21 protein-coding genes are annotated in these 23,549 nt (G+C 71.7%); 2 read left to right on the top strand and 19 right to left on the bottom strand.

Going from position 1 to position 23,549, the window contains the following annotated elements:
• Positions 1-34 precede the first annotated feature (34 nt).
• The 17 genes from DEJ35_RS03445 to DEJ35_RS03365 form a co-directional block, all read right to left on the bottom strand.
• Positions 35-1,030, bottom strand: coding sequence for a 1-phosphofructokinase family hexose kinase (locus tag DEJ35_RS03445; RefSeq protein ID WP_111192068.1), 996 nt, complete (start codon positions 1,028-1,030; stop codon positions 35-37).
• Positions 1,027-1,815 (bottom strand): DeoR/GlpR family DNA-binding transcription regulator, encoded by a 789-nt coding sequence (locus DEJ35_RS03440; protein ID WP_111192067.1) that lies wholly within the window; start codon positions 1,813-1,815, stop codon positions 1,027-1,029. Before DEJ35_RS03440 ends, DEJ35_RS03445 begins: the two co-directional genes overlap by 4 nt.
• Positions 1,816-2,042: 227 nt before the next feature.
• The gene (locus DEJ35_RS03435; protein ID WP_258378425.1) at positions 2,043-2,930 is read right to left on the bottom strand and encodes a carbohydrate ABC transporter permease; all 888 of its coding nucleotides are present in this window, start codon (positions 2,928-2,930) and stop codon (positions 2,043-2,045) included.
• A complete protein-coding gene (locus DEJ35_RS03430; RefSeq protein WP_111192066.1) occupies positions 2,927-3,913 on the bottom strand; it encodes a carbohydrate ABC transporter permease in 987 nt (328 codons plus the stop codon). The genes DEJ35_RS03435 and DEJ35_RS03430 overlap by 4 nt, the downstream gene beginning before the upstream one ends.
• Positions 3,914-3,916: 3 nt before the next feature.
• Positions 3,917-5,242 carry a sugar ABC transporter substrate-binding protein gene (locus DEJ35_RS03425; protein WP_220036867.1) on the bottom strand — a complete coding sequence of 442 codons (1,326 nt, stop codon included), beginning with the start codon at positions 5,240-5,242 and terminating at the stop codon, positions 3,917-3,919.
• A 287-nt stretch (positions 5,243-5,529) separates the two neighbouring features.
• Complete coding sequence (locus DEJ35_RS03420) at positions 5,530-6,717, bottom strand: ABC transporter permease (protein WP_181435492.1); 1,188 nt, start codon at positions 6,715-6,717, stop codon at positions 5,530-5,532.
• Positions 6,714-7,481, bottom strand: a complete 768-nt coding sequence (locus DEJ35_RS03415) for an ABC transporter ATP-binding protein (RefSeq protein ID WP_258378424.1) — start codon at positions 7,479-7,481, stop codon at positions 6,714-6,716. Before DEJ35_RS03415 ends, DEJ35_RS03420 begins: the two co-directional genes overlap by 4 nt.
• A complete protein-coding gene (locus DEJ35_RS03410) occupies positions 7,478-8,596 on the bottom strand; it encodes a peptidoglycan-binding protein (RefSeq protein WP_111192064.1) in 1,119 nt (372 codons plus the stop codon). The genes DEJ35_RS03415 and DEJ35_RS03410 overlap by 4 nt, the downstream gene beginning before the upstream one ends.
• Positions 8,593-9,111: a hypothetical protein gene (locus DEJ35_RS03405; protein WP_111192063.1), complete on the bottom strand. Its 519-nt coding sequence runs from the start codon at positions 9,109-9,111 to the stop codon at positions 8,593-8,595. Before DEJ35_RS03405 ends, DEJ35_RS03410 begins: the two co-directional genes overlap by 4 nt.
• Positions 9,108-10,316 carry a HAMP domain-containing sensor histidine kinase gene (locus DEJ35_RS03400; protein ID WP_220036866.1) on the bottom strand — a complete coding sequence of 403 codons (1,209 nt, stop codon included), beginning with the start codon at positions 10,314-10,316 and terminating at the stop codon, positions 9,108-9,110. Before DEJ35_RS03400 ends, DEJ35_RS03405 begins: the two co-directional genes overlap by 4 nt.
• Positions 10,313-10,966: a response regulator transcription factor gene (locus DEJ35_RS03395; protein ID WP_110858751.1), complete on the bottom strand. Its 654-nt coding sequence runs from the start codon at positions 10,964-10,966 to the stop codon at positions 10,313-10,315. The genes DEJ35_RS03400 and DEJ35_RS03395 overlap by 4 nt, the downstream gene beginning before the upstream one ends.
• A 45-nt stretch (positions 10,967-11,011) precedes the next feature.
• Positions 11,012-11,566 carry a DUF2231 domain-containing protein gene (locus tag DEJ35_RS03390; RefSeq protein ID WP_111192062.1) on the bottom strand — a complete coding sequence of 185 codons (555 nt, stop codon included), beginning with the start codon at positions 11,564-11,566 and terminating at the stop codon, positions 11,012-11,014.
• A 74-nt stretch (positions 11,567-11,640) separates the two neighbouring features.
• The gene (locus tag DEJ35_RS03385) at positions 11,641-13,809 is read right to left on the bottom strand and encodes an ATP-dependent Clp protease ATP-binding subunit (RefSeq protein ID WP_111039430.1); all 2,169 of its coding nucleotides are present in this window, start codon (positions 13,807-13,809) and stop codon (positions 11,641-11,643) included.
• A 53-nt stretch (positions 13,810-13,862) separates the two neighbouring features.
• Complete coding sequence (locus DEJ35_RS03380) at positions 13,863-15,281, bottom strand: MFS transporter (RefSeq protein ID WP_111192061.1); 1,419 nt, start codon at positions 15,279-15,281, stop codon at positions 13,863-13,865.
• A 104-nt stretch (positions 15,282-15,385) separates the two neighbouring features.
• Positions 15,386-15,670, bottom strand: a complete 285-nt coding sequence (tatA, locus tag DEJ35_RS03375) for a twin-arginine translocase TatA/TatE family subunit (RefSeq protein ID WP_110858933.1) — start codon at positions 15,668-15,670, stop codon at positions 15,386-15,388.
• Between the two features lie 153 nt (positions 15,671-15,823).
• Positions 15,824-17,371 (bottom strand): sugar transferase, encoded by a 1,548-nt coding sequence (locus tag DEJ35_RS03370; RefSeq protein ID WP_111192060.1) that lies wholly within the window; start codon positions 17,369-17,371, stop codon positions 15,824-15,826.
• Positions 17,372-17,482: 111 nt separating this feature from the next.
• Positions 17,483-20,173, bottom strand: coding sequence for a glycoside hydrolase family 2 protein (locus tag DEJ35_RS03365; protein ID WP_111192059.1), 2,691 nt, complete (start codon positions 20,171-20,173; stop codon positions 17,483-17,485).
• A gap of 238 nt (positions 20,174-20,411) precedes the next feature.
• Here DEJ35_RS03365 and DEJ35_RS03360 point away from each other — a divergent pair, with 238 nt between their 5' ends.
• Positions 20,412-20,831 (top strand): hypothetical protein, encoded by a 420-nt coding sequence (locus DEJ35_RS03360; RefSeq protein ID WP_027464885.1) that lies wholly within the window; start codon positions 20,412-20,414, stop codon positions 20,829-20,831.
• A gap of 73 nt (positions 20,832-20,904) precedes the next feature.
• On the top strand, positions 20,905-21,735 hold the full coding sequence (locus tag DEJ35_RS03355; RefSeq protein ID WP_027464886.1) for an aldo/keto reductase: 831 nt from the start codon (positions 20,905-20,907) through the stop codon (positions 21,733-21,735).
• A 55-nt stretch (positions 21,736-21,790) separates the two neighbouring features.
• Here the strand turns inward: DEJ35_RS03355 and DEJ35_RS03350 are convergent, their stop codons facing one another.
• Entirely contained in the window at positions 21,791-22,936 is a 1,146-nt protein-coding gene (locus DEJ35_RS03350; protein ID WP_111192058.1) for a class I SAM-dependent methyltransferase, read from the bottom strand.
• Between the two features lie 159 nt (positions 22,937-23,095).
• Positions 23,096-23,506, bottom strand: coding sequence for a heat shock protein transcriptional repressor HspR (locus tag DEJ35_RS03345; RefSeq protein ID WP_027464889.1), 411 nt, complete (start codon positions 23,504-23,506; stop codon positions 23,096-23,098).
• Positions 23,507-23,549 lie beyond the last annotated feature (43 nt).

The raw sequence follows: 23,549 nt of genomic DNA, 5'->3' as shown, positions 1-23,549 counted from the left end.
GTTCGTGGGGTGGTCGGGCGGGATGGGGAGGGGATCAGGCGGGTTCGGGTGCCGGGTGCGTGTCGAGCACCCGGACGGAGACCGCCGTCGGGTCGGTGTGGTCGAGTGCCGGCACGTCGCTGCCGGGCAGGGCCGCGGCCGCGGCACCGGTGGCGACGGCCTGTGCGAGACGCTGCTCGGGCGACGCGCCGGCGACCTCGGCGAGCAGGTAGCCGGCGAGCGAGGAGTCCCCCGCGCCGACCGTCGACCGGGCGACGATCTTCGGTGCGGCGGCGGCAAACGCGCCCTCGTCGGAGACGAGCACGGCGCCGGCGCTGCCCAGTGTGAGCAGGACCGTGCCGACGTTCCTCCGCCGCAGCCGCTGGGCCCCGGCCACCGCGGCGTCGAGGTCGCGCTCGTACTCCTCGGGGTCGCCGCCGACGACCTCGGCGAGTTCCTCGGCGTTCGGCTTCACCAGGTCGATCCGTTCGCCCGACTGCAGCAGCGCGGTGAACGGCACCCCGGACGAGTCGACGGCGATCCGGACGTCCGCACCGTGGCGGGCACGGACGGCCCGGACGAGCACGGCGAGCGCGTCGTCGGGCAGACCGGGCGGCAGCGACCCGGCGACCACGACCCAGCGGGCGGCGGGGCCGGTGGCGGTCGCAGCGGCGGTGTCGGCGACCAGGGCGGCGAGGTCGTCGAGGCGACCGGCGAGCGAGGGGCCGGGCTCGTTGAGCTTCGTCGTGGTGCCGGTCGGCTCCGTCACGGTGACGTTCGACCGGAGCGGCGCCCCGATCGGCAGCGCGGCCGTCGGGATCCCGCGTGTGGCCAGGCCGAGCAGGACCGGGTCGAGCTCGTCGCCGGGCAGGACGGCGACGGTGTCCCCTCCGCTCGCGACGACGACGCGGGAGACGTTGACGCCCTTGCCACCGGGTTCCGCCGTGGACCGGGTGGCACGCTGGACGGCGCCGCGCTGCAGTTCGCCGGCGAGCTCGATCGTGCGGTCGAGGGACGGGTTCGGGGTGACCGTGACGATGCGGACGTTCATGCGACGACCACCTCGACGTCGGCGTCGGCGAGCGCACCGGCGAGGTCGGCCGGGGGCTGTTCGTCGGTGACGAGCGTGTCGATCTCGTCCAGGCGCGCGAACCGCATCAGGGCCTCCACGCCGTGCTTGGCAGCGTCGGCGAGCACCGCGGCCCGTCGGGCGGCGAGCACGTAGGCGCCCTTCACGGCGGCCTCGTACTCGTCCGGGGTGCTCAGACCGAAGCCGGCGGACAGGCCGTTCGTGCCGATGAACGCCACGTCGGGCCGGAGGGCGCCGATCTGCTCGACGGTGGCCGTGCCGACCGCGGCGCTCGTGACGCCACGCACGCGGCCGCCGAGCAGGTGCAGTTCGAGGTGCTCGCTGTGCTGCAGGGTGGCGGCGATCGGCACCGAGTTCGTGATGACGGTGATGGTCGAGCCGGCGACCTCGGGCTCCCAGCGGGCGAGTTCGGAGGCCACGGCGGCGCAGGTGGTGCCGGCGTCGAGGGCGATCGAGCCGGTGAAGGTCGGCGGCACCAGTCGCATCGCGGCGCGGGCGATCGCGGACTTCGCGGTGCCGTGCTGCCCCTCGCGCTCGGCGACGCTGAGTTCGACGACGCTCGAGCGGCCGACGGGGACCGCTCCCCCGTGGACCCGGCGCAGGACCCCGGCGGACTCGAGGGCGTCGAGGTCACGGCGGACGGTCTCGGTGGTGACGTCGAAGTGCTCGGCAAGACCGGCGACCGACACGCGACCGGCGGACTGCAGCTCGGCGGCGATGGCGGTGTGCCGCTCGGTTGCGTACATGCCCGAACTCCTTCGTTCCGTTGGGTTTCGAGCACTGTACGTCTGAAACCCACAAGAACGCAACCGTTCCGTCACGCAACCAACACGTCCACAGGTGTCGGTCGTCCGCTCTCGCGGTCACAACACGTCGCAAGCCGGAGGTCGAGGGGGCACGAAGTGTCGGCTGCGACCGCGCCAGCCGACGCTCTGTGACCGCCCGCAGGCAACCATGCGGGCTGTTGCGACGGCTACCCCTTCACGGCGCCCGCCGTCATCCCGCTGACCAGTCGACGCTGCACGATGAGGAAGAACACCACGACGGGGATCGAGAACAGCACGCTCGCCGCCATCAGCCCTCCGAAGTCCGTACCCTTGTTCGTCGAGAACCCGGCGAGCCAGACCGGCAGCGTGTACATCCCCTGGTCCTTGAGCATCACGTACGCGATCAGGTAGTCGTTCCACGCCGCGATGAACGCGAACACGCTCGTGGCGATGACCCCGGGCATGACGAGCGGGAACAGCACGCTCCACAGGATCCGGAAGGTGCCGGCACCGTCCACCTTCGCCGCCTCCTCGATCTCGACGGGGACGGCCACGAAGAAGCCACGCATCACCCAGATCGAGAACGGCAGCACGCTCGCCACGTACGCCAGGATCAGCCCGACGTAGCTGTTCAGCAGCCCGAGGGTCTGGAACGACAGGAACAGCGGGATGAGCAGTGCGCCCGACGGGATCATCTGCACGAACAGGATCGCGACCAGGATCGCCCGCCGCCCCCGGAACCGGAACCGCGACAGTGCAGCCGACGCCAGGAACCCGACGACGATCGACAGCAGCACGGCCGCCACCACGACGATCGTGGAGTTCCGCAGGTAGACCAGGAAGCCCTCCTGCGTGAGCGCACGCGTGAAGTTGTCGAGCGTCGGGTGCAGCGGCGCCCAGATCGGGGTCATCGTGGTGACCTCGTCGGCGGGCTTGAAGGCGGTGTTCACCATCCAGTAGATCGGGAACACCCAGACCAGGCAGAACAGCACGGCGATGGTGTTCGCGACGACGCGCGGCTTGCGCTTGCGCACCCGCACGGGGCCCGGCGCGGACGCGCCGACCGCACGGGGCGCCGTTCTCGAGACGGTCACAGGTCCTCCTCACCGCTGCGGACGAGCCGGCGGATGTAGTAGCTGGTGAGCACCCCGAGGATCAGGGTCGAGATCACGGCGATCGCCGCGCCCTGCCCGTAGGCGTTGGACACGAACGACTGCACGAAGGTCCAGATGCCGAGGGTCAGCGTGGCCTCCTCCGGTCCGCCGCGGGTGAGCAGCCAGATCTGGTTGAAGACGTTGAAGTCCCAGATCACCGACAGGATCGACACGAGCAGCAGCGTCGGCGCGAGTGCCGGCAGCGTGATCGCGCGGTACATGGTCCACACCGAGGCCCCGTCGAGCGCACCGGCCTCGTAGTACTCCGGCGCGATCTGGGACTGCGCGGCGTACAGTGTCAGCGCCACGAACGGCACGGCCTGCCAGATGACGAGCGTCAGCACGATCGTGTACGCCTGCCCCGGGTGCGACGCCCAGTTGTCCTGCGTGTGGTCGCCGAACACCCGCAGCTGCGTGATGAGCCAGTTGAGCACGCCGTAGAACGGCTGGAAGAGCCACTGCCAGACCAGGCTCGAGGCCACGTTCGGCATCGCCCAGGCCAGCACGAGCACGACGCTGACGATGGTGCGCATCGCGACCCCGAGGCGGGTGAGCAGCTGCGCCACCCCCATGCCGATGACGATCGTGCCCAGGACCATCGCGCCCGTCACGAGCACGGTGCGCAGGATGACCGGCCAGAACGACGCGTCGGTCAGGACGTCCGTGTAGTTCGTCAGCCCGGTGAACCCGGCCTGCCCGGTGAAGATCGCCCGCAGCCCGTAGTCCTGGAACGAGATGACGACGAGCCGGACGAGCGGGTAGACCACGAGGGCCAGGAGCAGCAGCGCCGCCGGGGCCAGCAGGACGAGCGGCGCCCGCGACCCGACCGGCGACCGACGACCCGCGCCGCGCCCACCCCGACGGGACCCCCGCGACGGCCCCTGAACCGGTCCGCCGGTCACCGGCTCCGCAGTGGACGTCATCGCCTACGGCTGCGCGTTCAGCGCGGTCGTGAGGTGCTTCGAGAAGCCCTCGGCGGCCTGCTCCGGCGACTTCCGGCCGGTGGCGACGTCGGCGAACATCGACTGGAACGAGGCGTCGCCCTCGATGGTGGCCCAGCCCGGGGCGGCCGGGGTCGGTCGGCTCGTGCCGGCCGCCTCGAAGTACGGCTTGTGCAGCTCGTCGACGTCGCCGGCGACCGCGTCGAGCAGCTCGGTGGAGTTCGGCTCCCAGCCGTCGACCCCGAACACCTGGTCCTGCTGGAACTCCTTCGAGGTCAGGATCTTCAGGTAGTACAGCGCGAGCTCCTGGTTCTGCGCCTTCGCCGGGATCCCCAGGTCGGAGCCGCCGAGGAACACCGGCTGCGTCTTCCCCGCCGTGGACGACGGCATCGGGAACGTGCCGATGCGGTCCGCGAGCTCCGGCTTCGCCGTGGTGATCGAGCCGATCTCCCAGGCGGACCCGAGGAACGCCGAGGTGTTCCCCTGCGCGAAGACGTCGCTCTGCGAGGGCTTGTCGGTGTTGATGTCCTGGGTGGACTTCGCCGAGTACGCGTTCTGGAAGTCCTTCCAGGCGGTCAGCCCCTCGACCGCGTCCGCGGAGTCGAGCGTGCCGGTCCACTTGCCGCCCTTGTCCGTCGCGATCTCGCCGCCGGCGTCCCAGACCCACTGCAGCCCGCCGTACCAGTACTGCCCGGGCATGTAGAAGGCGGAGAAGTCGCTGGCCGGGTTGGCGGCCTTGACCTTGTCGAGGTCGGCGGTGAGCTCGTCGTAGGTGGTCGGCACGTCGGTCACGCCGGCGTCCTTCCAGACCTGCTTGTCGTAGACCACGGCCCGGTTGCCGGCGAACAGCGGCGCCCCGTAGAGCTTGCCGTCGACGGTGGCGGGGCCCTCGAGCCCGGTGAGCCAGGTCTGGCCGTCCTTGAGCTCGTCGCGGTACGGCGTCAGGTCGGTCAACCCGCCGGCGGCCGCGTAGACCGGCACCTGCGTGTTGCCGAGGTCGACGACGTCGGGGGCGTCGCTCTGCGCGAGCGCCGTGGTGAGCTTGGTGGTGATCCCGTCCCACTGCTGGGTCTGGATCTTCACCTTCGCCCCGGTGTCGGCGGTGAACTGCTTGCCGGCGGCGTCGAGCACCTTGTCGCTCAGGTCGCCGTTCATCATCCAGACGGTGATGGTCTTGCCCTTGCCATCGGGCGTGCCGATGGACTTCGTGCCGCCGTCGGAAGCGGCGTTGCTCCCGGCGGAGCACCCGGTGAGGGCGAGCGCGCCTGCGAGGGCGAGCGCACCGAGTGCGGCGAAACGCGTTCGTGTCACGATGACTCCCTTGGTCCGACCTTTATGAAAGGACGTTGCGTATTCGCAATAGAAGACCCTGCACGGCCCCTTGTCAACCGTTGGATCGGTCCCTGTGACCTCTTTCGATCCGCGTGTTTCCGGGGCATCACGGATGTCGAACAGATCGACGCAGATGCTTGACCGGGTGGTCATGACCAGGCATGATCTGCGTCTCGCGTCCGGCGTGTGGAAGCGACCGCCTGGAGGCCCGGTGCCGGTCCACCGGGCCGGCACCGGGCCTCCTGTGCGCGCGTCCACGGCACGCGTCAGACAGCCGCCAGGGCGGACGTCGGCGGGATCCGCGCTGCGCGTGCCGCCGGGTAGAGCCCGGAGACCCCGCCGATGACGACCGTGGCACCGAGCCCGGCGACGACGGCCCACACCGGCAGTGCGACCGGCCAGCCCTGCGTGACGGCGAAGACGACCGTCACCGCGACGCCGAGCACGACGCCGGCCAGTCCGCCGAGGAACGACAGCAGCAACGACTCGACCAGGAACTGGTCGCGGATGCTGCGACGACGGGCCCCCAGCGCACGACGGACGCCCACCTCGGCCCGCCGTTCCAGGACGGTGATCACCATCGTGTTCGCCACCCCGATGCCACCGACGAGCAGCGCCACCCCGCCGATGCCGACCAGCAGTCCGGTGAAGGAGTCGTCCGTGGCGTCCTTCGCGGCCAACGCGTCCGACGGCCGTGTCACGCCGACGTCCTGCGGTGCCCCGGGTCGGACCGCACCGGCGAGCAGGTCCCTCGACCGCTCGACGTGCGCCGGGTCGACGCGCGTGTAGACCGCGGTCGGGGCCCCGTCGAAGCCCAGCTGCCCGGCGAACCCGCGGGGCACGAACACCCGCGAGTCGAGGTCCTCGGCGAGCGCGACGGGTTCGAGCACCCCGACCACCTGCACCCACCGACCGCCGATCCACACCCGGCTGTCCGGATGCAGGTCGTCGAAGCCGAGGGCCGCGGCCGCCCGGGAGCCCAGCACCACCTGCGGCGGCGCCCCGGCTGCGTCGTCGATCCACCGCCCGGCTGCGAGCTGCCCGCCGAGGACCCGCGGCACGTCGCCCCACGCGGCGAGCAACTCGAGGCCCTTCGTCTCGGGCGCCGGGACGTGGTCGTTCCGGTACACACCGGTGTCCGGCACGGTGCCGACGGCCGCGGCCGACTCGATGTCGTCCTGCCGCAGCACCGACTCGAGTGCGGTGGACGGCAACGGGACCGGTTCGCCGAGGCCCTGCGCCTGGGTGAGGGTGAGCACGTTCGTGCCGAGCGTGTCGAGCACCTGGTCGACCTCCGCCTTGCTCGACGACGAGATCCCGACGACCGCGAGCATCGCCGCGATGCCGATCGCGATGCCCAGCGCCGACAGCACGACGCGACCCGGACGGGTCCGCAACCCGAAGACGCCGAGGCGGAGCAGGTCGACCGCGCCCACGGACCGACGCCGGCTCATCGGGCGACCTCGTCGACGACCGGCGTGACCTCGTGCTCGATCCGGCCGTCGCGCATCCGGACCTGCCGGGGCAGCGACGCCGCCAGGTCGAGGTCGTGCGTGATGACCACGACCGTCGTGCCCGCCGCGTTGAGCTCGCGCAGGAGCTCGACCACCGCGGCACCGGACGCAGTGTCGAGTGCACCCGTCGGTTCGTCGGCGAGCAGGATCGTCGGGTCGCCCACGACGGCCCGCGCGATGGCGACGCGCTGGCGCTCACCGCCGGAGAGCTGGTGCGGTCGGTGGTCCACCCGGTGCGCCAGGCCCACTCGGCCCAGGGCCTCGACCGCCAGTCGGTGCCGCTCGCGCCGGGGCACGCCCTGGTAGAGCAGGCCGTCGGCGACGTTCTCGGTGGCGGTCGCGCCGGCCTGCAGGTGGAAGTGCTGGAAGACGAACCCGATGTGGTCGGCACGGAGCCCGGACAGGGCGTCGTCGGACATCGTCGCCACGTCGTTGCCGGCGATCGTCACCGTGCCGGACGTGGGACGGTCGAGGGTCCCGACGACGTTGAGCATCGTCGACTTGCCCGACCCCGACGGGCCGACGACCGCGACGAGTTCGCCCGCGGTGACCTCGAGCGACACCCCGCGGAGGGCGCCGACGTCGCCGTACGTCTTCGTGACGTCCCGGAGCGACAGGACGGAGTCGGGTCGCAGCACGGAGTCGGGTGGCGGCACGGCGGCGGGTCGCAGCACGGAGTCGGGTGGCAGCACGGCGGCGCTCATCCGGGCACCACCACGCGGTCGCCGGCGGTCAGGGCCCCGGTGACCGCGATCCGTCCGTCCGCGCTGAAGCCGGGCTCGACCCGGACCCGCTCCGTCGTGCCGTCCCGCTGCACGACGTCGACGGCGTACCGGCCACCGGCGCGCGCGACGAGTGCGGCGACCGGCACCGACAGGACGTCGTGCTCGGTGGTGCCCTTCGCGTCGACCTGCGCGGACGCTGCCGCGGGCAGTGTGCGCTTCCCCGGGTCGAACGACACCGAGACGTCGACGGCCGTGCCGCCGTCCTCGCTCGTCGTCGGCTGCACGTCGACGACGGAACCGGGCATGGCCGCCCCGGTGCCGTTGACCCGGACCTGGACGTCGGTGCCGACCGCGAGCCGCTCGGCGTCGCGCTGGGGCACGGTCGCCGCGACCACGCGCCGGGTGCTCGTGACCTGCAGGACGTCACCCGCCGCACCAGCACCAGCACCAGCACCAGCCGTACCCGCCCCCGCACCCGCTCCGCCGGCGATCCGCTCCCCGAGCCGACCGTCGACCGAGGCGACCCGGACCGCGCCGTCGACGAAGGCGACGTCGTCCGCCGTCAGCACCGCGGTCACCTCGTGTCCGCGGTCCTGCTGCCACTGCCGGACGGCTCGCTCGGTCCGTGGACCGAACCGGTCGTCCACGGACACGTCGTACCCGAGCGCGGCCAGGTTCTCGTTGAGCTGCCGCACGTCGGCGCCCTGCAGCCCCCGCTCCAGGTCACGCCACAGCGGTACGGTGCCGTACATCGACCGGACGTCCCGCTCGTCGACGGCGTACAGGGCCCCGTCGCGTTCGATGACGTCGCCGGCGCAGGGCAGCCAGGTGATCGTGCCGGCGGCGGCCCCGGGGACCCCCGTCGCCGCGCCGTACCCGAGCGTCCCGGCGAACACCTTCGAGTCGGTCAGGTCGCCGCGCGTGACCGTGGCGGTGGCTCCGGTCGACGCGGTCCCGCCGCGCGACCCACTGCTGGCCGAGGCTCCCGGACCAGTCGGCACCGTGGCGAGGGCCCACGTCCCGACCCCCGCGGCCACCGCCGCGACGAGGCACACCGACACGATCGTCCGGCGTCGGGCCCGCCGGTGGCTCACGATCCGGCTCCGCCCCGGACGGCCTCGAAGGCCGCGTCGGTGCAGGTGCCGGCGGCCTCGTCGAACGCCTCTCGGTCGTCGGGCTGGAACCGGCTCTGCGCCTCCTGGTCGTCCGGGAAGTCCGGGAACCCCTGCTCCCGCAGGCACTCTGCCGTCTTCCTCGCGATCTCCTCGCTGCCCGGCATCGGCTGCGCGGCCTGCGCGTCGCCGGCCGCTGCGGAGTCGTCGAGGCAGCCCTTGAGGTCCTCCTGGTACTGCTCGGGATCGACGCCGTCGGGTGCACTGAGCTGCATCGCCCCGCCACCCGTGCCGGGGTCGGGCATGTCGTAGCCGCGGTCGCGCATGCACTCGGCCAGGGCGACGCCGGGCGCCGCACCCCCGGCCGCCGTCGTCGTGTCGTCGTCCGGTGCCGTGTCCGAGCAGCCGACCAGCAGCAGCGGCAGCAGGACGACGGCCGCGGCCGCGCTCATCAGGGACCGGGTGCGACGAGTGGTCGTCATCGTGGTGTGGTTCATGTCCCCAGCACACCGGAACGGCTGTTTCGCCCCGCGTGCACGTCGGGTTGCACCGGCGAAACACGGACCCGGACGAGCAGCCCGCCGGCCGGCCGTGCGGCGATCGACAGTCGCCACCCGTGGGCGCGCACGATCGCGGCCACGATCGACAGCCCGAGACCGCTGTGCTGCCCGCGTGCATCGTCCGTCCCGCCGCGGCGGAACGGTTCGACGAGCAGTCCCGCCTCGTCCGCCGGGACCACCGGCCCGCCGTTCTCGACGACGAACCCGTCCGGCTCCGTGGTCACCAGGACGGCACCGCCGGGTTCGTTGTACTCGACGGCGTTGCCGACCAGGTTGCCGAGCAGCTGCCGCAGCAGCGTCGGCTCCCCCGGGACGACCAAGCCAGGAGGCCCGGTGCGGCGCTCGTGGATCAGCGTCACCCCCGCCTCGGCCGCGCCTCGGTCCGCCCCCGCGACGACCTCGGCGGTCACGTCGTCGAGGTCGACCGCGCGCGTCGCACCCGCCAGGCCGCGATCGGCCTCGGCGAGCACGAGCAACGACTCGACCAACCGCTCGGTCCGGCGGTTCTGCTCGAGCAGCTCCGCCCGGACCGCTCGGACGTCGGCGGGGTCGGCGTCGTCGTGCAGCCCGATCTGCACCGCCGCGCGCTGCACCGCGAGGGGCGTCCGGAGTTCGTGGGACGCCTGGGCGACGAACCGACGCTGGCCCTCGAACGCGGTCTCGAGCCGCTCCAGCAGGTCGTCGACGGTGCGCGAGAGCCGCCGGAGCTCGTCGTCGGGACCGTCCAGCGCGATGCGCTCGTGCAGGTTCGACGCCGAGATGCGGTTCGTGGTCGCGGTGATCCGGTCGATGGGCCGGAGGACCCGGCGGCTGACGAGCCAGCCGATGCCCCCGGCCGCGACCCCGGCGCCCGCGATCCCGATCGCGGACCACTGCCACTGCTGCACGGCCACGAGCCGGATCACCGCCACCGCACCGTCGTCGTCGGCGCCGTCCACCTCGATCGGGGCCGGAGCGGTCGTGGCGCCATTCGATCCGGACGGGGCGCGCTGCACGGCCGCGGTGTCGAGGCCGGCACCGACACCGGCCAGCGACATCGTGTTCGTGAAGAGGACGACCCCGGTCGCCAGCGCCATGGCCGCGAGCGCGAACGTCAGGGCCGTCCGGGTCCGGATGCTCCACAGCCCGGGCCGTCGCCTCACAACGCGTAGCCCTGGCCGGGCACCGTCCGGATCGGGTCCGGGTCCCCGAGCTTCCGGCGGAGTTTCGACATCGTGACCCGTACCGCGGCGGTGAAGGGGTCGGTGTTCACGTCCCAGACCTTCTCGAGCAGGTGTTCAGCGGAGACGATCCGGCCGTGCGCGCGGAGCAGCGTCTCGAGCACCCCGAGTTCCTTCGAGGTCAGGTCGAGCGGGCGACCGTCACGTGTCGCCATCCGCCGGTTCGTGTCGACGACGAACCCTGCACGCTCGAGCACCGGGGCGACGGGTGCGACGCTCCGCCGACCGAGCGCGCGCACCCGGGCGACGAGTTCCGGGTACTCGAACGGCTTGGTCAGGTAGTCGTCGGCACCGAGCTCGAGCCCGTGCACACGGTCGCTCAACGTCGTCGCGGCGGTGAGCAGGAGGATCCGCGTGAGTGCACCGCGGGCGGCCAGACGCCGTGCGACCTCGTCGCCGTGCAGCCCGGGGACGTCACGGTCCAGCACGACGACGTCGTAGTCGTGCACCGCCAGCAGCTCGTCGGCGTCGTCGCCGCGGTAGGCGACGTCCACCGCCATGTCCTGCCGGGTCAGGCCCGTCGCGACCAGGTCGGCGAGGGCCCGTTCGTCGTCCACCACGAGTACGCGCATGGATACATCACACGTGATGTACCTCGGCCGGACCTGGGAAGTGGATCAGGCGTCGAACGGCACCTCGCCGTGATCGCTCACGCCGGCACGCTGTCGGTAGGACAGGTGTCCGCCGAGGTACCCGCCGACGCTGACGACGGCGAGACCCGCGAAGCCGAGCAGCTTGCCGGCGGCGTGGTTGCCGCGCTTCCGCTGCAGCCACGACAGGCCGTACAACGACAGACCGGTCCAGTTCACGGCCTGGTGCACCCATCCGGTGCGGAGCTGCTCGCGGTTCAGCTCGGACCAGTCGACGTAGCCGGCGACCGAGGCGCTGCTCGCCGAGACGACCCCGACGCCGACCAGGGTCTTGGCGGCCTTCGCGTTGCCCTTCCCGCCGACCAGGTCGAGTACCGCGGCGGAGATCCAGGCGCCCAGGGGCACCTGCACCATGAGCGGGTGGATCGGGTGGCCGAACGGCACGCCGTGCAGCAGCTGGCGCAGGGCCTTCGGCTTGGCGAGGGCGTTCACGACGGCACGGTCGATGTCGACGGCCTTGTCGAGCACGCTCGCGTGCTCGACGGCGTCGGTGAGGCGACGGATCGCGCGGATCTCAGGCATGCCGTGGACGGTAGACGAACGGCCCGTCACCGGTCCCAGGAACCGGTGACGGGCCTCCCGTCCGTCTTGGTGGGCTACTCCTCGACGATCTCGGCCAGCTCGAAGGGCTCGACCGTCAGACCGTCCCCGTCCGCCGCGACGTCCACCCGCACCGTGTCGCCGTCGCGGACGTCACCCGACAGGATGGCGCGTGCCAACCGGTCGTCGATCTGCCGCTGCATCAGGCGACGCAGGGGCCGCGCGCCGTACAGCGGGTCGTACCCACGCTCCGCCAGCCAGCCGCGTGCCTCGGGGGTGACGGCGAGCTCGAGCCGGCGGTCGGTCAGACGGCGGGCCAGCCGGTCGACGTAGAGCGACACGATCTGTCCGAGGTCGTCGGCCGTCAGGGCCTGGAACACCACGATGTCGTCGAGACGGTTGATGAACTCCGGCCGGAACGCCTGCTGCACGAGCTCACGGACGGCCTCTTCCCGCTGCGCGTCGCTCAGGGACAGGTCGGTCATGAACTGCGACCCCAGGTTCGACGTCAGCACGAGGATCGTGTTCCGGAAGTCGACCGTGCGCCCCTGGCCGTCGGTCAGTCGCCCGTCGTCGAGCACCTGCAGCAGCACGTCGAACACCTCGGGGTGCGCCTTCTCGATCTCGTCGAGCAGGATCACCGAGTACGGACGACGGCGGACCGCCTCGGTCAGCTGCCCGCCGGCCTCGTACCCGACGTACCCGGGCGGGGCACCGATCAGGCGGGCCACGGAGTGCTTCTCGCCGTACTCGCTCATGTCGATGCGGACGAGGGCCTTCTCGTCGTCGAACAGGAACTCGGCGAGCGCCTTGGCCAGCTCGGTCTTGCCGACGCCCGTCGGGCCGAGGAACAGGAACGAACCGGTCGGGCGGTCCGGGTCGGAGATGCCGGCGCGGGTGCGACGGACGGCCTCGGACACGGTGGTCACGGCGGTGCGCTGCCCGATGATCCGGCGGCCGAGCTCGCTCTCGAGGTGCAGGAGCTTCTCGGTCTCACCCTGCAGCAGCCGACCGAGCGGGATGCCCGTCCACTGCGCGATGACCGCCGCGATGTCCTCGTCGGTGACGCTGTCGTTCACCATCCGGTCGGCACTCTCGGCCTGTTCGGCGGCGGCGAGCTCGGCCTCGATGCGGGGCTTCTCGCCGTACTCCAGCCGGGAGACGAGTTCGTAGTCGGCCTCGCGCTGGGCTCGCTGCGACCGCATGTTCAGGTCGTCGAGCTGCTGCTTGAGCTCACCGATGCGGTTCAGGCTCGCGCGCTCGGCCTGCCAGCGCTGCTCGAGCTCGGCCAGCCGTTCCTCGCGCGTGTGCAGCTCGTTGCGCAGGGTTTCGAGGCGGGCCTTGGAGGCGTCGTCCTTCTCCTGCTTGAGCGCGAACTCCTCGACACGCAGACGGTCGACGTTCCGCTTCAGCTCGTCGATCTCGACCGGGCTGGAGTCGATCTCCATGCGGAGTCGGCTCGCGGCCTCGTCGATCAGGTCGATGGCCTTGTCGGGCAACTGGCGGCCGGAGATGTACCGGTTCGACAGGCTCGCGGCCGCGACCAGTGCGGAGTCGTTGATCGTCACCTTGTGGTGCGCCTCGTAGCGCTCCTTGAGCCCGCGGAGGATCGCCACGGCGTCCTCGACGCTGGGCTCACCCACGTAGACCTGCTGGAAGCGCCGCTCGAGCGCAGCGTCCTTCTCGATGTACTCGCGGTACTCGTCGAGGGTCGTCGCGCCGATGAGCCGGAGCTCACCGCGGGCGAGCATCGGCTTGAGCATGTTCGAGGCCGCCACCGACCCCTCGCCGCCACCGGCACCCATCAGGGTGTGCAGCTCGTCGATGAACGTGATGACCTGCCCGTCGGAGTCGTTGATCTCCTTGAGCACGGCCTTGAGTCGCTCCTCGAACTCGCCGCGGTACTTGGCGCCGGCGATCAGGGCGGAGATGTCGAGCGAGATGAGCCGCTTGTCCTTGAGGGAGTCGGCGACGTCGCCGGCGACGATGCGCTGCGCGAGCCCCTCGACGACGGCGGTCTTGCCGACGCCGGGCTCGCCGATGAGCACCGGGTTGTTCTTGGTGCGGCGCGTCAGCACCTGGGAGACGCGTCGGATCTCGGAGTCACGTCCGATCACGGGGTCGAGCTTGCCGCTGCGGGCGATCGCCGTGAGGTCGATGCCGTACTGCTCGAGGGCGGTCTTCTGTCGTTCTTGCGAGTCAGGAGCGCCCTGGAGGTTCGCCATGCGTTCCGTCCTTTCGTTGCGGTGGTCCTGGAGTTGAGTCTACTCCACTCAACTTACGCGCGCTCGGACGTATTCCGGATACCCACCGCGCAGACGACGGCACCGGCCAGCAGCAGGAGGGCCATCACCACCATGGCCCGGTGCAGCCCGTCGACGCTCACCTCGCCGCCGAGCACCACGCCGGCCAGTGCCACCGTGACGAGTCCGGCGATCCGCGCGACCGCGTTGTTCACGGCCGAACCGGACCCTGCCTCGGACTGCGGCACCGATCCGAGCACCGCGCTCGTCAGGGGTGTGACCATCAGGGCGATGCCCACGCCGATCAGCACCAGCCCGGGGAACACCGACCACCAGTAGCCGGTCGGGTCGTCGCCGGCGAGCAGCAGCAGGAGCGCCCCGACCGCCCCCACTGCCGGCCCGGCGGCCATGAACCACCGCGGGCCGAACCGACCCGCCGCGGACCCGACGGCGGTGGACAGCGCGAGCAGCATGATCGTCGGCGGCAGCGTCGCGAGGCCGGCGAGCCAGGCCGGGAACCGCCAGACCTCCTGCAGGAACAGCGTGACGACGAAGAACACCATGCCGAGCGCGCCGTAGATGGACAGTGTCGCGAGGTTGCCGACCGTGAAGTTCCGCGCCCGGAACAGCTCGAGCGGCACGAGCGGCGACCCCGTCGTCCGGGTCACCCGCAGTTCCCACGGCACGAAGGCCACGAGTGCGGCGGCACCGAGCACGAGGGCACCCACCACCACGGGTGCACCCCACCCCAACCGCTCCTGCTCGATGAGTCCGAGCACGACCCCGCCGACCCCGACCACGGCGAGCACGGCCCCGACGACGTCGATGCGTGGGCGCACCGCAGGGTGCACGTCGCCGGTGATGCGCAGGACCAGGGGGATCGTGACGGCGATCGGCACCGCGGTGAGCACGAAGACCCACCGCCACCCGATGCCGTCGACCACCAACCCGCCGACCACGGGGCCGAGGATCGTGGCCGCGCTCGACCATGCCGTCCACGTGCCGATCGCCTTCGCCTGCGCCGCCCCACGGAACGCCGCGACGATGAGGGCGAGTGCACTCGGCATGACGAGTGCCCCGCCGACGCCCTGCAGCGCCCGCGCGACGATGAGCACCTCGCCGGTCGGGGCGATGGCGCACGCCACGGACGCGATCCCGAAGACCACGAGTCCCCACGTGATGATCCGTACCCGGCCGAACAGGTCGGACAGGCTGCCGGCGACCAGGATGAGCGAGCCGAGGGTGACCAGGTAGGCGTCGACGACCCACTGCTGCACGACGAGTCCGCCGCCGAGCTCCTGCCGGATCGCGGGGAGCGCGACGTTCACGACGCTCGAGTCGAGCCCGACGACGAACGACGCCAGGATCGCCACCACCAGCACGATCCGCCGGTCGTCCCGGAGCGGCGCGACTCCGTGCGGCACGGGGGCCGGGACGGGAACGGGAGCGGTCATGTGCTCATCCTGCGGCACGGGGTACCCCGCGGTCGATCCCGCACGACGAAGCCCCCGCGACCGATGTGGTCGCGGGGGCTGCCGACAGGACGGGGCTGGGTGTCCTAACGCCGGGAGTCGGTGTTCGGCTGCGCGCTCGGCCCCGGGTTCAGGACCGGACCGGCGGTCGGCTCGGCGGGAGCGTTCTGGACGGTGCTGTTGTGCACCGTGCCGTCCGGCGCCGTGCCGTTGGCCTGAGCCTTCTTCTCGTCGTCGGACATCTCCTTCTTGAAGATGTTGATCGACTGGCCGAGGCCCTTGGCGAGCGCCGGGAGCTTGGTCGCGCCGAACAGCAGGATGACGATCCCGAGGATGATCAGCAGGTGAATGCCGCCGAGGTTTCCGAGCATCATGACTCCTTGTTGTGGAACTGGTCGCCGTCCGGTGATCGTCGTCGACCCACGCGGCGGAAGTCCGTGTGCGTCCATCGTAACTCCCCCACCCCTGGATGCCCAGGCCGGGCACCGGAACGGACACCGTTCGTACAGGGAAGCGCAGCGCTCTCAGTACGCGCCGCGGGACCGCAGCACCGACGGGACGGTGCGGGCGAGGATCACGAGGTCGTGCAGGAACGACCAGTTCTCGACGTAGTGCAGGTCGAGCCGGACCCCTTCGGCCCAGTCGAGGTCCGATCGGCCGCTGACCTGCCACAGGCCGGTGATCCCCGGGGTCACGAGGAGTCGGCGGTCCGCGAAGTCCTCGTACAGCGCGACCTCGCGTGGCAGGGCAGGCCGCGGGCCGACCAGGCTCATCGAACCGGTGAACACGTTCCACAGCTGCGGCAGTTCGTCGAGTGAGGTCCGTCGCAGGAACGCACCGACCCGGGTCACCCGCGGGTCGTCCTTCATCTTGAACAGCGGACCGGCGCCCTCGTTCTCGGACTGCAGGGCAGCCATGCGCGCCTCGGCGTCGACGCACATGGTCCGGAACTTCAGGATCGGGAACTCCGCGCCACCGCGACCGACGCGGACCTGCCGGAAGAAGACCGGCCCGCCGTCGTCGGCGCGGATCGCCAGCGCGACCACGGCGAGGACGGGGGAGAGCAGCGTCAGGCCGAGCGCGGCGCCGACGACGTCGAGTGCCCGCTTGCCCGCGCGTCGGCGGTAGTCGGGCGTCTCGACGTGCATGAGCGGCAACCCGTCCACGGGGCGCTCGTGCACCCGCCCGGCGGCGATGTCGGCCAGGGGAGAGGACACGACGAGCTCGACGCCGTGCTCCTCGAGCTGCCACCCGAGTCGCCGCAGGCGCGCGTGCCCACCGCGCACCGCACCCGCGACGACGACGGCCGACACACCCTCGGCCCGGGCGTGCGCGAGCACGTCCTCGATGCCGCCGACGACAGGAGCCGTGGCCACCCCCAGGTCGACCTCGGCCCCGACCGGAGCACAGTCCGTCACGACGGCACGCACTCGGTAGCCGGCGCTCGGTGCGGCGGCGATCCGCGCGCCCACGTACCGGACGTCCTCGGCGTCGCCGACGATCAGGACGTCCTGCAGGTGCTCACCCCTGGCACGGCTCCGAGCGAGCACCGTCCGGACCCCCTTGCGGCCGAGCGCCAGGAACACGAGCCCCAACGGGAACGCGATCGCGACGTACCCGCGAGCCAGGTCGAGCTGCGCTGCGTACGCCACGACCGCGACACCGGCGACCGCGACGAGGCTCGCGGTGACCAGGCGGCGGTACTCGTCGCCGCCGATGCCGGCGATCCGGGGGTCACGGGTGCGGAACACCGAGAGCAGGAGCATCCACACCACGACGATGGCGGGGGCCACGACGAACTCGAACCAGCCGGACCGCGGCCGGACGGACGCGAGCTCCCAGGGGAACCGCGCCACGTGGGCGATGACGATCGCGGCGAGCAGCAGCACGAGGTCGAGCAGCGCCACCGCGGGGACGAACCCTCGGCGCGCCCCCGCCGGAGCGATCGTCCGGCGCGACGCGGTGACCCCTGCGGCCCCGGCAGGGGAAGAAACAGGGACGCTCGGGTGCAGCGCGGTCGGGTGCAGCACGGTCGGCACCGCCCCGGTGGGTGGGCGCATGGCGAGCGACATGTGAGACCTCCTGTCGACCGGTCGACGAGGAGGTCGATCGGACGCCGGAGTCGCTCAGGTCACGACAACGAGCGGCGCGGGAATAAATATATCAGCGTGCCGTACTGCATATCAACGAGCGAGCGCGCGGTCCAGACTCCAGAGGACCGGCTCCGTTCGCAGCGCCGGCACGTCCGCTTCGGTCACACCGCCGAGCCGGAACACCACCCGTTCCCCGGGCAGCAGCGTCATGAACCCACGATCGACCGTGCCGCCGTCCGCGACCCGGTCCGGCTGCACCAGCAGGTCGCGCACGAGCGAGTCGGCCTCGACCGTCAGGTCCAGACCGCCGTCGACCACCGCGAACGAGGTCCGGTAGCGGGCGGGCTCCCAGCGGATCGCAGCGTCGGGGCCGGGGGTCCAGACCGCGCGGCGCCAGTCCATGTCCGCGACGATGAGCTCGTTCGCCGGGTCGTCGACGACACCGACCGACTCGGGCAGCGACACCACCGCGACGCCGGCACCGGACAACCGGACCGGCAGTGACACCTCGGCCAGGATCGTGCCGGCCGTGGTGATCCGGCGCACCCGCACCACGCTGTCGTGACCGGTGCGGGTCGACCGGACGGCCACCTCGACCGGTGAGGACCCGAACGCGCCGGGCGAGACACCCAGCGAGAGCGTGTCCGCGAGCTCGCCCAGGTCGGCCGTCTCACCGACCGCAGCCGACCCACCCGGGTGATCCGGGCCTCCAGTCCGCTCCGCACCCGACGCACCCGACGCATCTGCGGTACCGGCCGCACCCGGCGTCACCGACACCGACGACACCGGACGGATCGTCAGCAGCACGTCGTCGTACAGGCGGCGCAGCTCGTGCGCCAGCGGCTTCAGCCGCCCCGCCGAGTCGATCGCCGACCACGACGACACCGGCCACAGGTCATTCAGCTGCCACACCACGACGCCGGTGTTGCGCGGCCAGTGCGTGCGCCAGTGCTCGATGCCGGTCGCGATCGCCCGCGCCTGCTGCAGCTGCGTCAGGTAGTGCCACGCGTCGAACGCGGCCGGGTCGACCGCGCCGAAGCGCGGCTCCAGCCCGCGGGCCAGCTTGGCCATCCCGTCGGCCGCCTTCTGGTGGTGGACCACACCGGGCGAGTCCACCCGGAGCGGCGAGTCCGTGACCGCCTCGCGCAGCGTGCGCCAGGCGGGCGGCGCCTGCCAGCCGAACTCGGACACGAACCGCGGCACCGACTCGCGGTAGGCGGTGTCGGGCAGCCGGTTCCAGACGTCCCACGAATGGTGCGTCTCGTGGTCGACCTCGTTCGCGGGCAGCGACTCGGAGCCGGACCACGGCGACGCGACCGTGTAGAAGCGCGACGGGTCGACGGCGTCGACGATGGTCGGCAGCAGGTCGAGGTAGTAGTCGAGTCCCCAGCCCCGATCGCCCAGCTCCGCACCCCAGCCGTCGGCGTCGTGCAGCCAGATGTTCTCGTTGTTGCCGTTCCAGACCACCAGCGAGGGGTGACGGGCGAGCCGGGCGACGTTGTCCCGCGCCTCGGCGATGACCTCGCTGCGGATCGGCTCGACCTCGGGGTAGGCCGAGCACGCGAACGGGAAGTCCTGCCAGACCAGCAGACCGAGTTCGTCGCAGACCTCGTAGAAGTCGCGCGATTCGTACACTCCGCCGCCCCAGACGCGCACGAGGTTCGTCCCGAGCGAGGCCGCGGTACCCAACCGGGACTCGAGTCGGGCACGGTCGACGCGCGAGACGATGACGTCGTCGGGGATCCAGTTGACGCCCCGGACGTCGATGAGCGTGCCGTTGACGTGCACGGCGAAGGGGCGGCCGATGCCGTCGACCTGGGTCTCGATGCGGGTCGACCGGAACCCGGTGCGGAACGTGTCGCGGTCGAGCACCTCGCCGTCGACGGTCTGCAGCTCGACCACGACGTCGTACTGCGGCTGCGCACCGTAGCCGTGCGGCCACCAGCGCCGCGCCTCGGGGACGCGCACGGTGACGACCGTCTCGTCGTCCTTCGGGGTCAGCTGCGCGCGGGATCGCTGGCGTGTGGTGCCGCCGTCCTCGGTCTCGCCGCTGACGGTGACGACGAGCACGAGGTCGTCGTCCTCGCCGTCCTGGTCCAGGTCGTTCATGCCCGAGCGCTCGACGGTGATGTGCGCATCGAGCACGCCCTCGCCGGCCTCGACGTCGACGAGCGGGCGGACCTCGCGCAGGCGAGCGGTCGACCAACGCTCGATCGCGACCGGCCGCCAGGGGCCGCTCGTGACCGCCGTCAGGCCCCAGTCCCAGCCGAAGTTCGACGCCATCTTGCGGATGTACGGAAACGGCTCGTCGTACGGACCGGGCATGCTGCCCGCCTTCGCGGCGACCCGGCCGGCCTCGCGGTAGGGCGACTCGAACAGGATCTCGAGGTCCTTCGTGGTACCGCCGGACCCCGTCTGCACCCGGGCGTCGAACCGGTACCGACGGTGCATGTTGCGGGTCGTGCCCACGACGACGCCGTCCAGGCTGAGCTCCGCGACCGTGTCCAGGCCGTCGCAGACCAGGTCGACGCGCTCGTGGCCCCGCGGGTCGACGTCGACCGTGCGGCGGTAGGCCCAGTCGGCGCGTCCGACCCACTTGGCGGGCTGCTCGTTCAGGTGGAACGTCGGGTCCGGCAGCAGGCCCTCCCGCTCCAGGTCGGTGTGCACCTGGCCCGGCACCGTCGCCGGGATGGCACGGCCCGCGACACCGTCCGGCGCGCCGGTTCCCCCGGCCAGGGTCACTGTCCAGTCGTCGCGGAGTTCCTCGCGTTCGAGGGTCATGCGGGTCCTTCTCTTCGGCGGCAGGGTGTCCGTCAGCCTCGGTCGGGGACGCCGACCGGCGGTCCGACCCACGGCCGGTTCCCACGGCCTGGAGGCTCGGCACCGGTTGCCCGGGCGTCGTCACGTCGCGCGCACGAACGGGTTGCGCTCGCGCGAGGGGTGCTCGGCGATGCTAGTACGGGATGCTTTCGGCAACCTAGGTGGTGACAGGGGCGGGTCGCGCGGGCAAGGTGGGAACGTGATCACCGTCGAACTCGCCAGGTCCCTCCGTGACGCCGGCCTCCGCTGGCACCCCGAGACCGGGGACCGGTTCGTGATCGACAAGCCCGGCATCGACGACGACGTCTACACGGTGTCCGAGATGACCGTCGAGCGGCACGACTCCCCCACCGGCACGATCCTCGGCTTCAACGGCACCACCGAGTGGGCGCTCGACTCGGTCACCGCCACCGAGTCGCTCTGGCTGCCCCGCGAGGACCAGCTCCGCGAACTCCTCGGGCCCTCGTTCATCGGACTGACCCGGGTGCAGGTCGGCGGTCGCGTGGTCTTCACCGTGACGGCGACGATCGGCGGGGCCGACCGTAGCTTCGCGTCCGAGGTGCCGGCCATCGCCTACGGGCAGGCCCTGCAGGCGTACATCACGGCTGCGCTCGCGTGAACGGCGCGCCCGGTTTCGCCGTTCCTGGGCGTTGCCGGAATGGGCGCTGAGGGGCGTTTGGTTGCATGGCACCATGACCGTTCCGAACATCACCCTGAACGACGGCAAGACCATCCCGCAGCTCGGCTTCGGTGTCTTCCAGATCGACCCCTCCGAGACGAAGGCCGCCACACTGGCCGCGCTCGAGGTCGGCTACCGCCACATCGACACCGCCGAGATGTACGGCAACGAGAAGGAGGTCGGCGAGGCGATCGCTTCGTCCGGCATCCCGCGCGAGGAGATCTTCGTCACCTCGAAGCTCAACAACGGCTTCCACGACCCGGCCGCGGCGCTGGAGAACGGCAAGAAGTCGGCCGACCTGCTCGGCGGCTACACCGACCTGTTCCTCATCCACTGGCCCCTGCCCACCGTCTCGGACTTCGTCCCGACGTGGAAGGCCCTCGAGGAGCTGTACCACGCCGGCACCGCCCGCTCGATCGGTGTCTCGAACTTCCAGGCGCACCACCTGCACCGCCTGCGCGCCGAGACCGACGTCCCGCCGTCGGTCAACCAGATCGAGGTGCACCCGTACCTCGTGCAGGACGACCTCCGCGCCGTGAACCGCGAGCTCGGCATCGCGACCGAGGCGTGGTCCCCCATCGCGCAGGGCCTCGTCCTCGACGACGAGACCATCACCCGCGTCGCCGCGTCGGTCGGCAAGTCCCCGGCCCAGGTGGTCCTCCGCTGGCACATCCAGCGCGGCGACATCGTGTTCCCGAAGTCCGTCACGCGTGCCCGCGTCGAGGAGAACTTCGCGATCTTCGACTTCGAGCTCTCGGACGAGGACATGACGGACATCACCGCCCTCGACAAGGGTCACCGCACGGGCCCCGACCCCGACACGTTCGACTACGTGCCGGCCTGATCGGCCCCAGCACCGTCGCGAGAGCCGTCCGGGTCAACCCGGGCGGCTCTCGCCGTCAGCGGTTGGTCGCGACCGAGGCCGTCACCGTGAACTTCGGGGTCCGGACGACCTCACGGGTCGGCCCGACCAGGCGCGAGAGCACCGGCCGGTAGCGCAGGTGCGTGTTCCAGACGCACCACAGTTCACCGCCGGCCTGGAGGATCGTGGCCGCGTTCCGGAACATCGCCTCGGCCGTGTCCGTGGTCACCGTGGTGTCCGCGTGGAACGGCGGGTTGCAGAGCACGAGCTGCGCAGACCCCTCGGCGAGCTCGTCGCCCGCGTCGGTCCGCAGCACCGTCACCCGGTCGGCTACACCGTTGGCCTCCGCCGTCGCGCGCGTCGACTCGACCGCGATCCGGGACACGTCGGTGGCGATCACCCGGACCGCGGGACGTCGGCGAGCCACCGCAGCGGCGATCACGCCGTTGCCGCACCCCAGGTCGACGACGGTACGAGCGGCCGGGACCGCCTGGTCCATCGCGTCCAGCAGCACCCGCGTGCCCTGGTCGAGTGACGCCCCGGCGAACACGCCGCCGTGCGCGACCAGGGTCATGCCGAGGTCGTCGACGTGCACCGACCGGGGCCAGGGGTTCGTCGTGGCGGCGCGGTCGGCCTGCGCTCGCAGGGGGTCCTGCGCGATGAGCAACCGGGACTTGCCGCGCCCCCTGGAAGCCGTGACCTCGCCGAACGAGCGCCGGAGCACGTCGTTCTGCGTCACGTGCATGTACTTCACGTTGCCGCCGCAGAGCAGCACCACGTCGGGCGCCGCGAACCGGGCGACCGCGCGGGCGATCTCGTCGAGCCGATCGTGCGACTTCGACAGCCGCAGCACCACGAGCCGCACGTCGCGGAAGGCGTCCTCGAGCGAGTCGGGGTGGTGGAAGCCGCGCAGTCCGAACGTGCCAGCGTTGGCCTCGAGCGCCCGCTCCCCCACCAGGGAGTCCTGCACGACGCGGATGTCGCTCGCCCCGTACTGCGTGATGAGGCCGAGCGTCAGCACCCCGTACCGGTCGTCGACGACCGCGACCTCGCCGGGCTGCCGGAGTGCGTCGCCGTGCACGTGCGGTGCTTCGTCGAGCAGGAAGCGGTCGGTGCCGTCGATCGCGATCAGGTCAGGCGCGTCGTCGTCGCGTCGGCGGAAGAGGTCGGCGAAGTCTGGCACCGCGTCAGCGTACCCGGCGGCTGACGTGTCGCGGTGAGGATCGCACCCGACAACGCCACGACCGAAGCCCCCGTCCGCTTCACCATCAACTGAGCCCCGGCTCACAGAACGTCCCCGGTGACCAGATGGTCACCGGGGACGTTCGCCGCTCTCCGACACTCAGCGCGGCCCGCGGTAGAGCACGATCTGCGTGTTCCGCTGCGGCCGCGAACCCGCCTTGAGCGAGATCGCCGCACCACTCGCGGTGGCGGCGAAGACCCGTGCACCGGGCCGGTTGATGAGCTGGTCGGCCAGCGCCGACTCGAGCTCCCGCACCCGGTCACGCAGCGCCTTGTTCTCGTTCTCCAGGTCGAGCACCCGCCGGATGCCCTCCAGCGACACCCCCTCGGAGCCGAGGCGCGCGATCTCGCGAAGCTGCACCACGTCGCGCATCGAGTAGCGCCGCGACCCACCCCGGGTTCGACCCGGCACGACCAGGCCGAGCCGGTCGTACTGCCGGAGCGTCTGCGGGTGCATCTCGGCGAGCTCCGCAGCGACCGCGATCGCGAAGACGGGCGAGTTCTCGTCCATGTCGGTCATGGCGCGTTCCTTTCCGTCGTCCGCGTGGTGTGGA

Origin of the sequence: Curtobacterium sp. MCPF17_051 (assembly GCF_003234595.1) — a bacterium.
Classification (GTDB): domain Bacteria; phylum Actinomycetota; class Actinomycetes; order Actinomycetales; family Microbacteriaceae; genus Curtobacterium; species Curtobacterium flaccumfaciens.
This window is presented reverse-complemented; position numbering and strand designations above follow the sequence as displayed.

What these genes read in the sequence shown, in the direction of transcription:
- DEJ35_RS03445 (WP_111192068.1), bottom strand. Translation starts at nt 1,030, where the DNA reads ATGAACGTCCGCATCGTCACGGTCACCCCGAACCCGTCCCTCGACCGC.
- tatA (WP_110858933.1), bottom strand. Translation starts at nt 15,670, where the DNA reads ATGCTCGGAAACCTCGGCGGCATTCACCTGCTGATCATCCTCGGGATC.
- DEJ35_RS03415 (WP_258378424.1), bottom strand. Translation starts at nt 7,481, where the DNA reads ATGAGCGCCGCCGTGCTGCCACCCGACTCCGTGCTGCGACCCGCCGCC.
- DEJ35_RS03395 (WP_110858751.1), bottom strand. Translation starts at nt 10,966, where the DNA reads ATGCGCGTACTCGTGGTGGACGACGAACGGGCCCTCGCCGACCTGGTC.
- DEJ35_RS03390 (WP_111192062.1), bottom strand. Translation starts at nt 11,566, where the DNA reads ATGCCTGAGATCCGCGCGATCCGTCGCCTCACCGACGCCGTCGAGCAC.
- DEJ35_RS03405 (WP_111192063.1), bottom strand. Translation starts at nt 9,111, where the DNA reads ATGAACCACACCACGATGACGACCACTCGTCGCACCCGGTCCCTGATG.
- DEJ35_RS03380 (WP_111192061.1), bottom strand. Translation starts at nt 15,281, where the DNA reads ATGACCGCTCCCGTTCCCGTCCCGGCCCCCGTGCCGCACGGAGTCGCG.
- DEJ35_RS03365 (WP_111192059.1), bottom strand. Translation starts at nt 20,173, where the DNA reads ATGACCCTCGAACGCGAGGAACTCCGCGACGACTGGACAGTGACCCTG.
- DEJ35_RS03385 (WP_111039430.1), bottom strand. Translation starts at nt 13,809, where the DNA reads ATGGCGAACCTCCAGGGCGCTCCTGACTCGCAAGAACGACAGAAGACC.
- DEJ35_RS03345 (WP_027464889.1), bottom strand. Translation starts at nt 23,506, where the DNA reads ATGGACGAGAACTCGCCCGTCTTCGCGATCGCGGTCGCTGCGGAGCTC.
- DEJ35_RS03370 (WP_111192060.1), bottom strand. Translation starts at nt 17,371, where the DNA reads ATGTCGCTCGCCATGCGCCCACCCACCGGGGCGGTGCCGACCGTGCTG.
- DEJ35_RS03430 (WP_111192066.1), bottom strand. Translation starts at nt 3,913, where the DNA reads ATGACGTCCACTGCGGAGCCGGTGACCGGCGGACCGGTTCAGGGGCCG.
- DEJ35_RS03440 (WP_111192067.1), bottom strand. Translation starts at nt 1,815, where the DNA reads ATGTACGCAACCGAGCGGCACACCGCCATCGCCGCCGAGCTGCAGTCC.
- DEJ35_RS03420 (WP_181435492.1), bottom strand. Translation starts at nt 6,717, where the DNA reads ATGAGCCGGCGTCGGTCCGTGGGCGCGGTCGACCTGCTCCGCCTCGGC.
- DEJ35_RS03355 (WP_027464886.1), top strand. Translation starts at nt 20,905, where the DNA reads ATGACCGTTCCGAACATCACCCTGAACGACGGCAAGACCATCCCGCAG.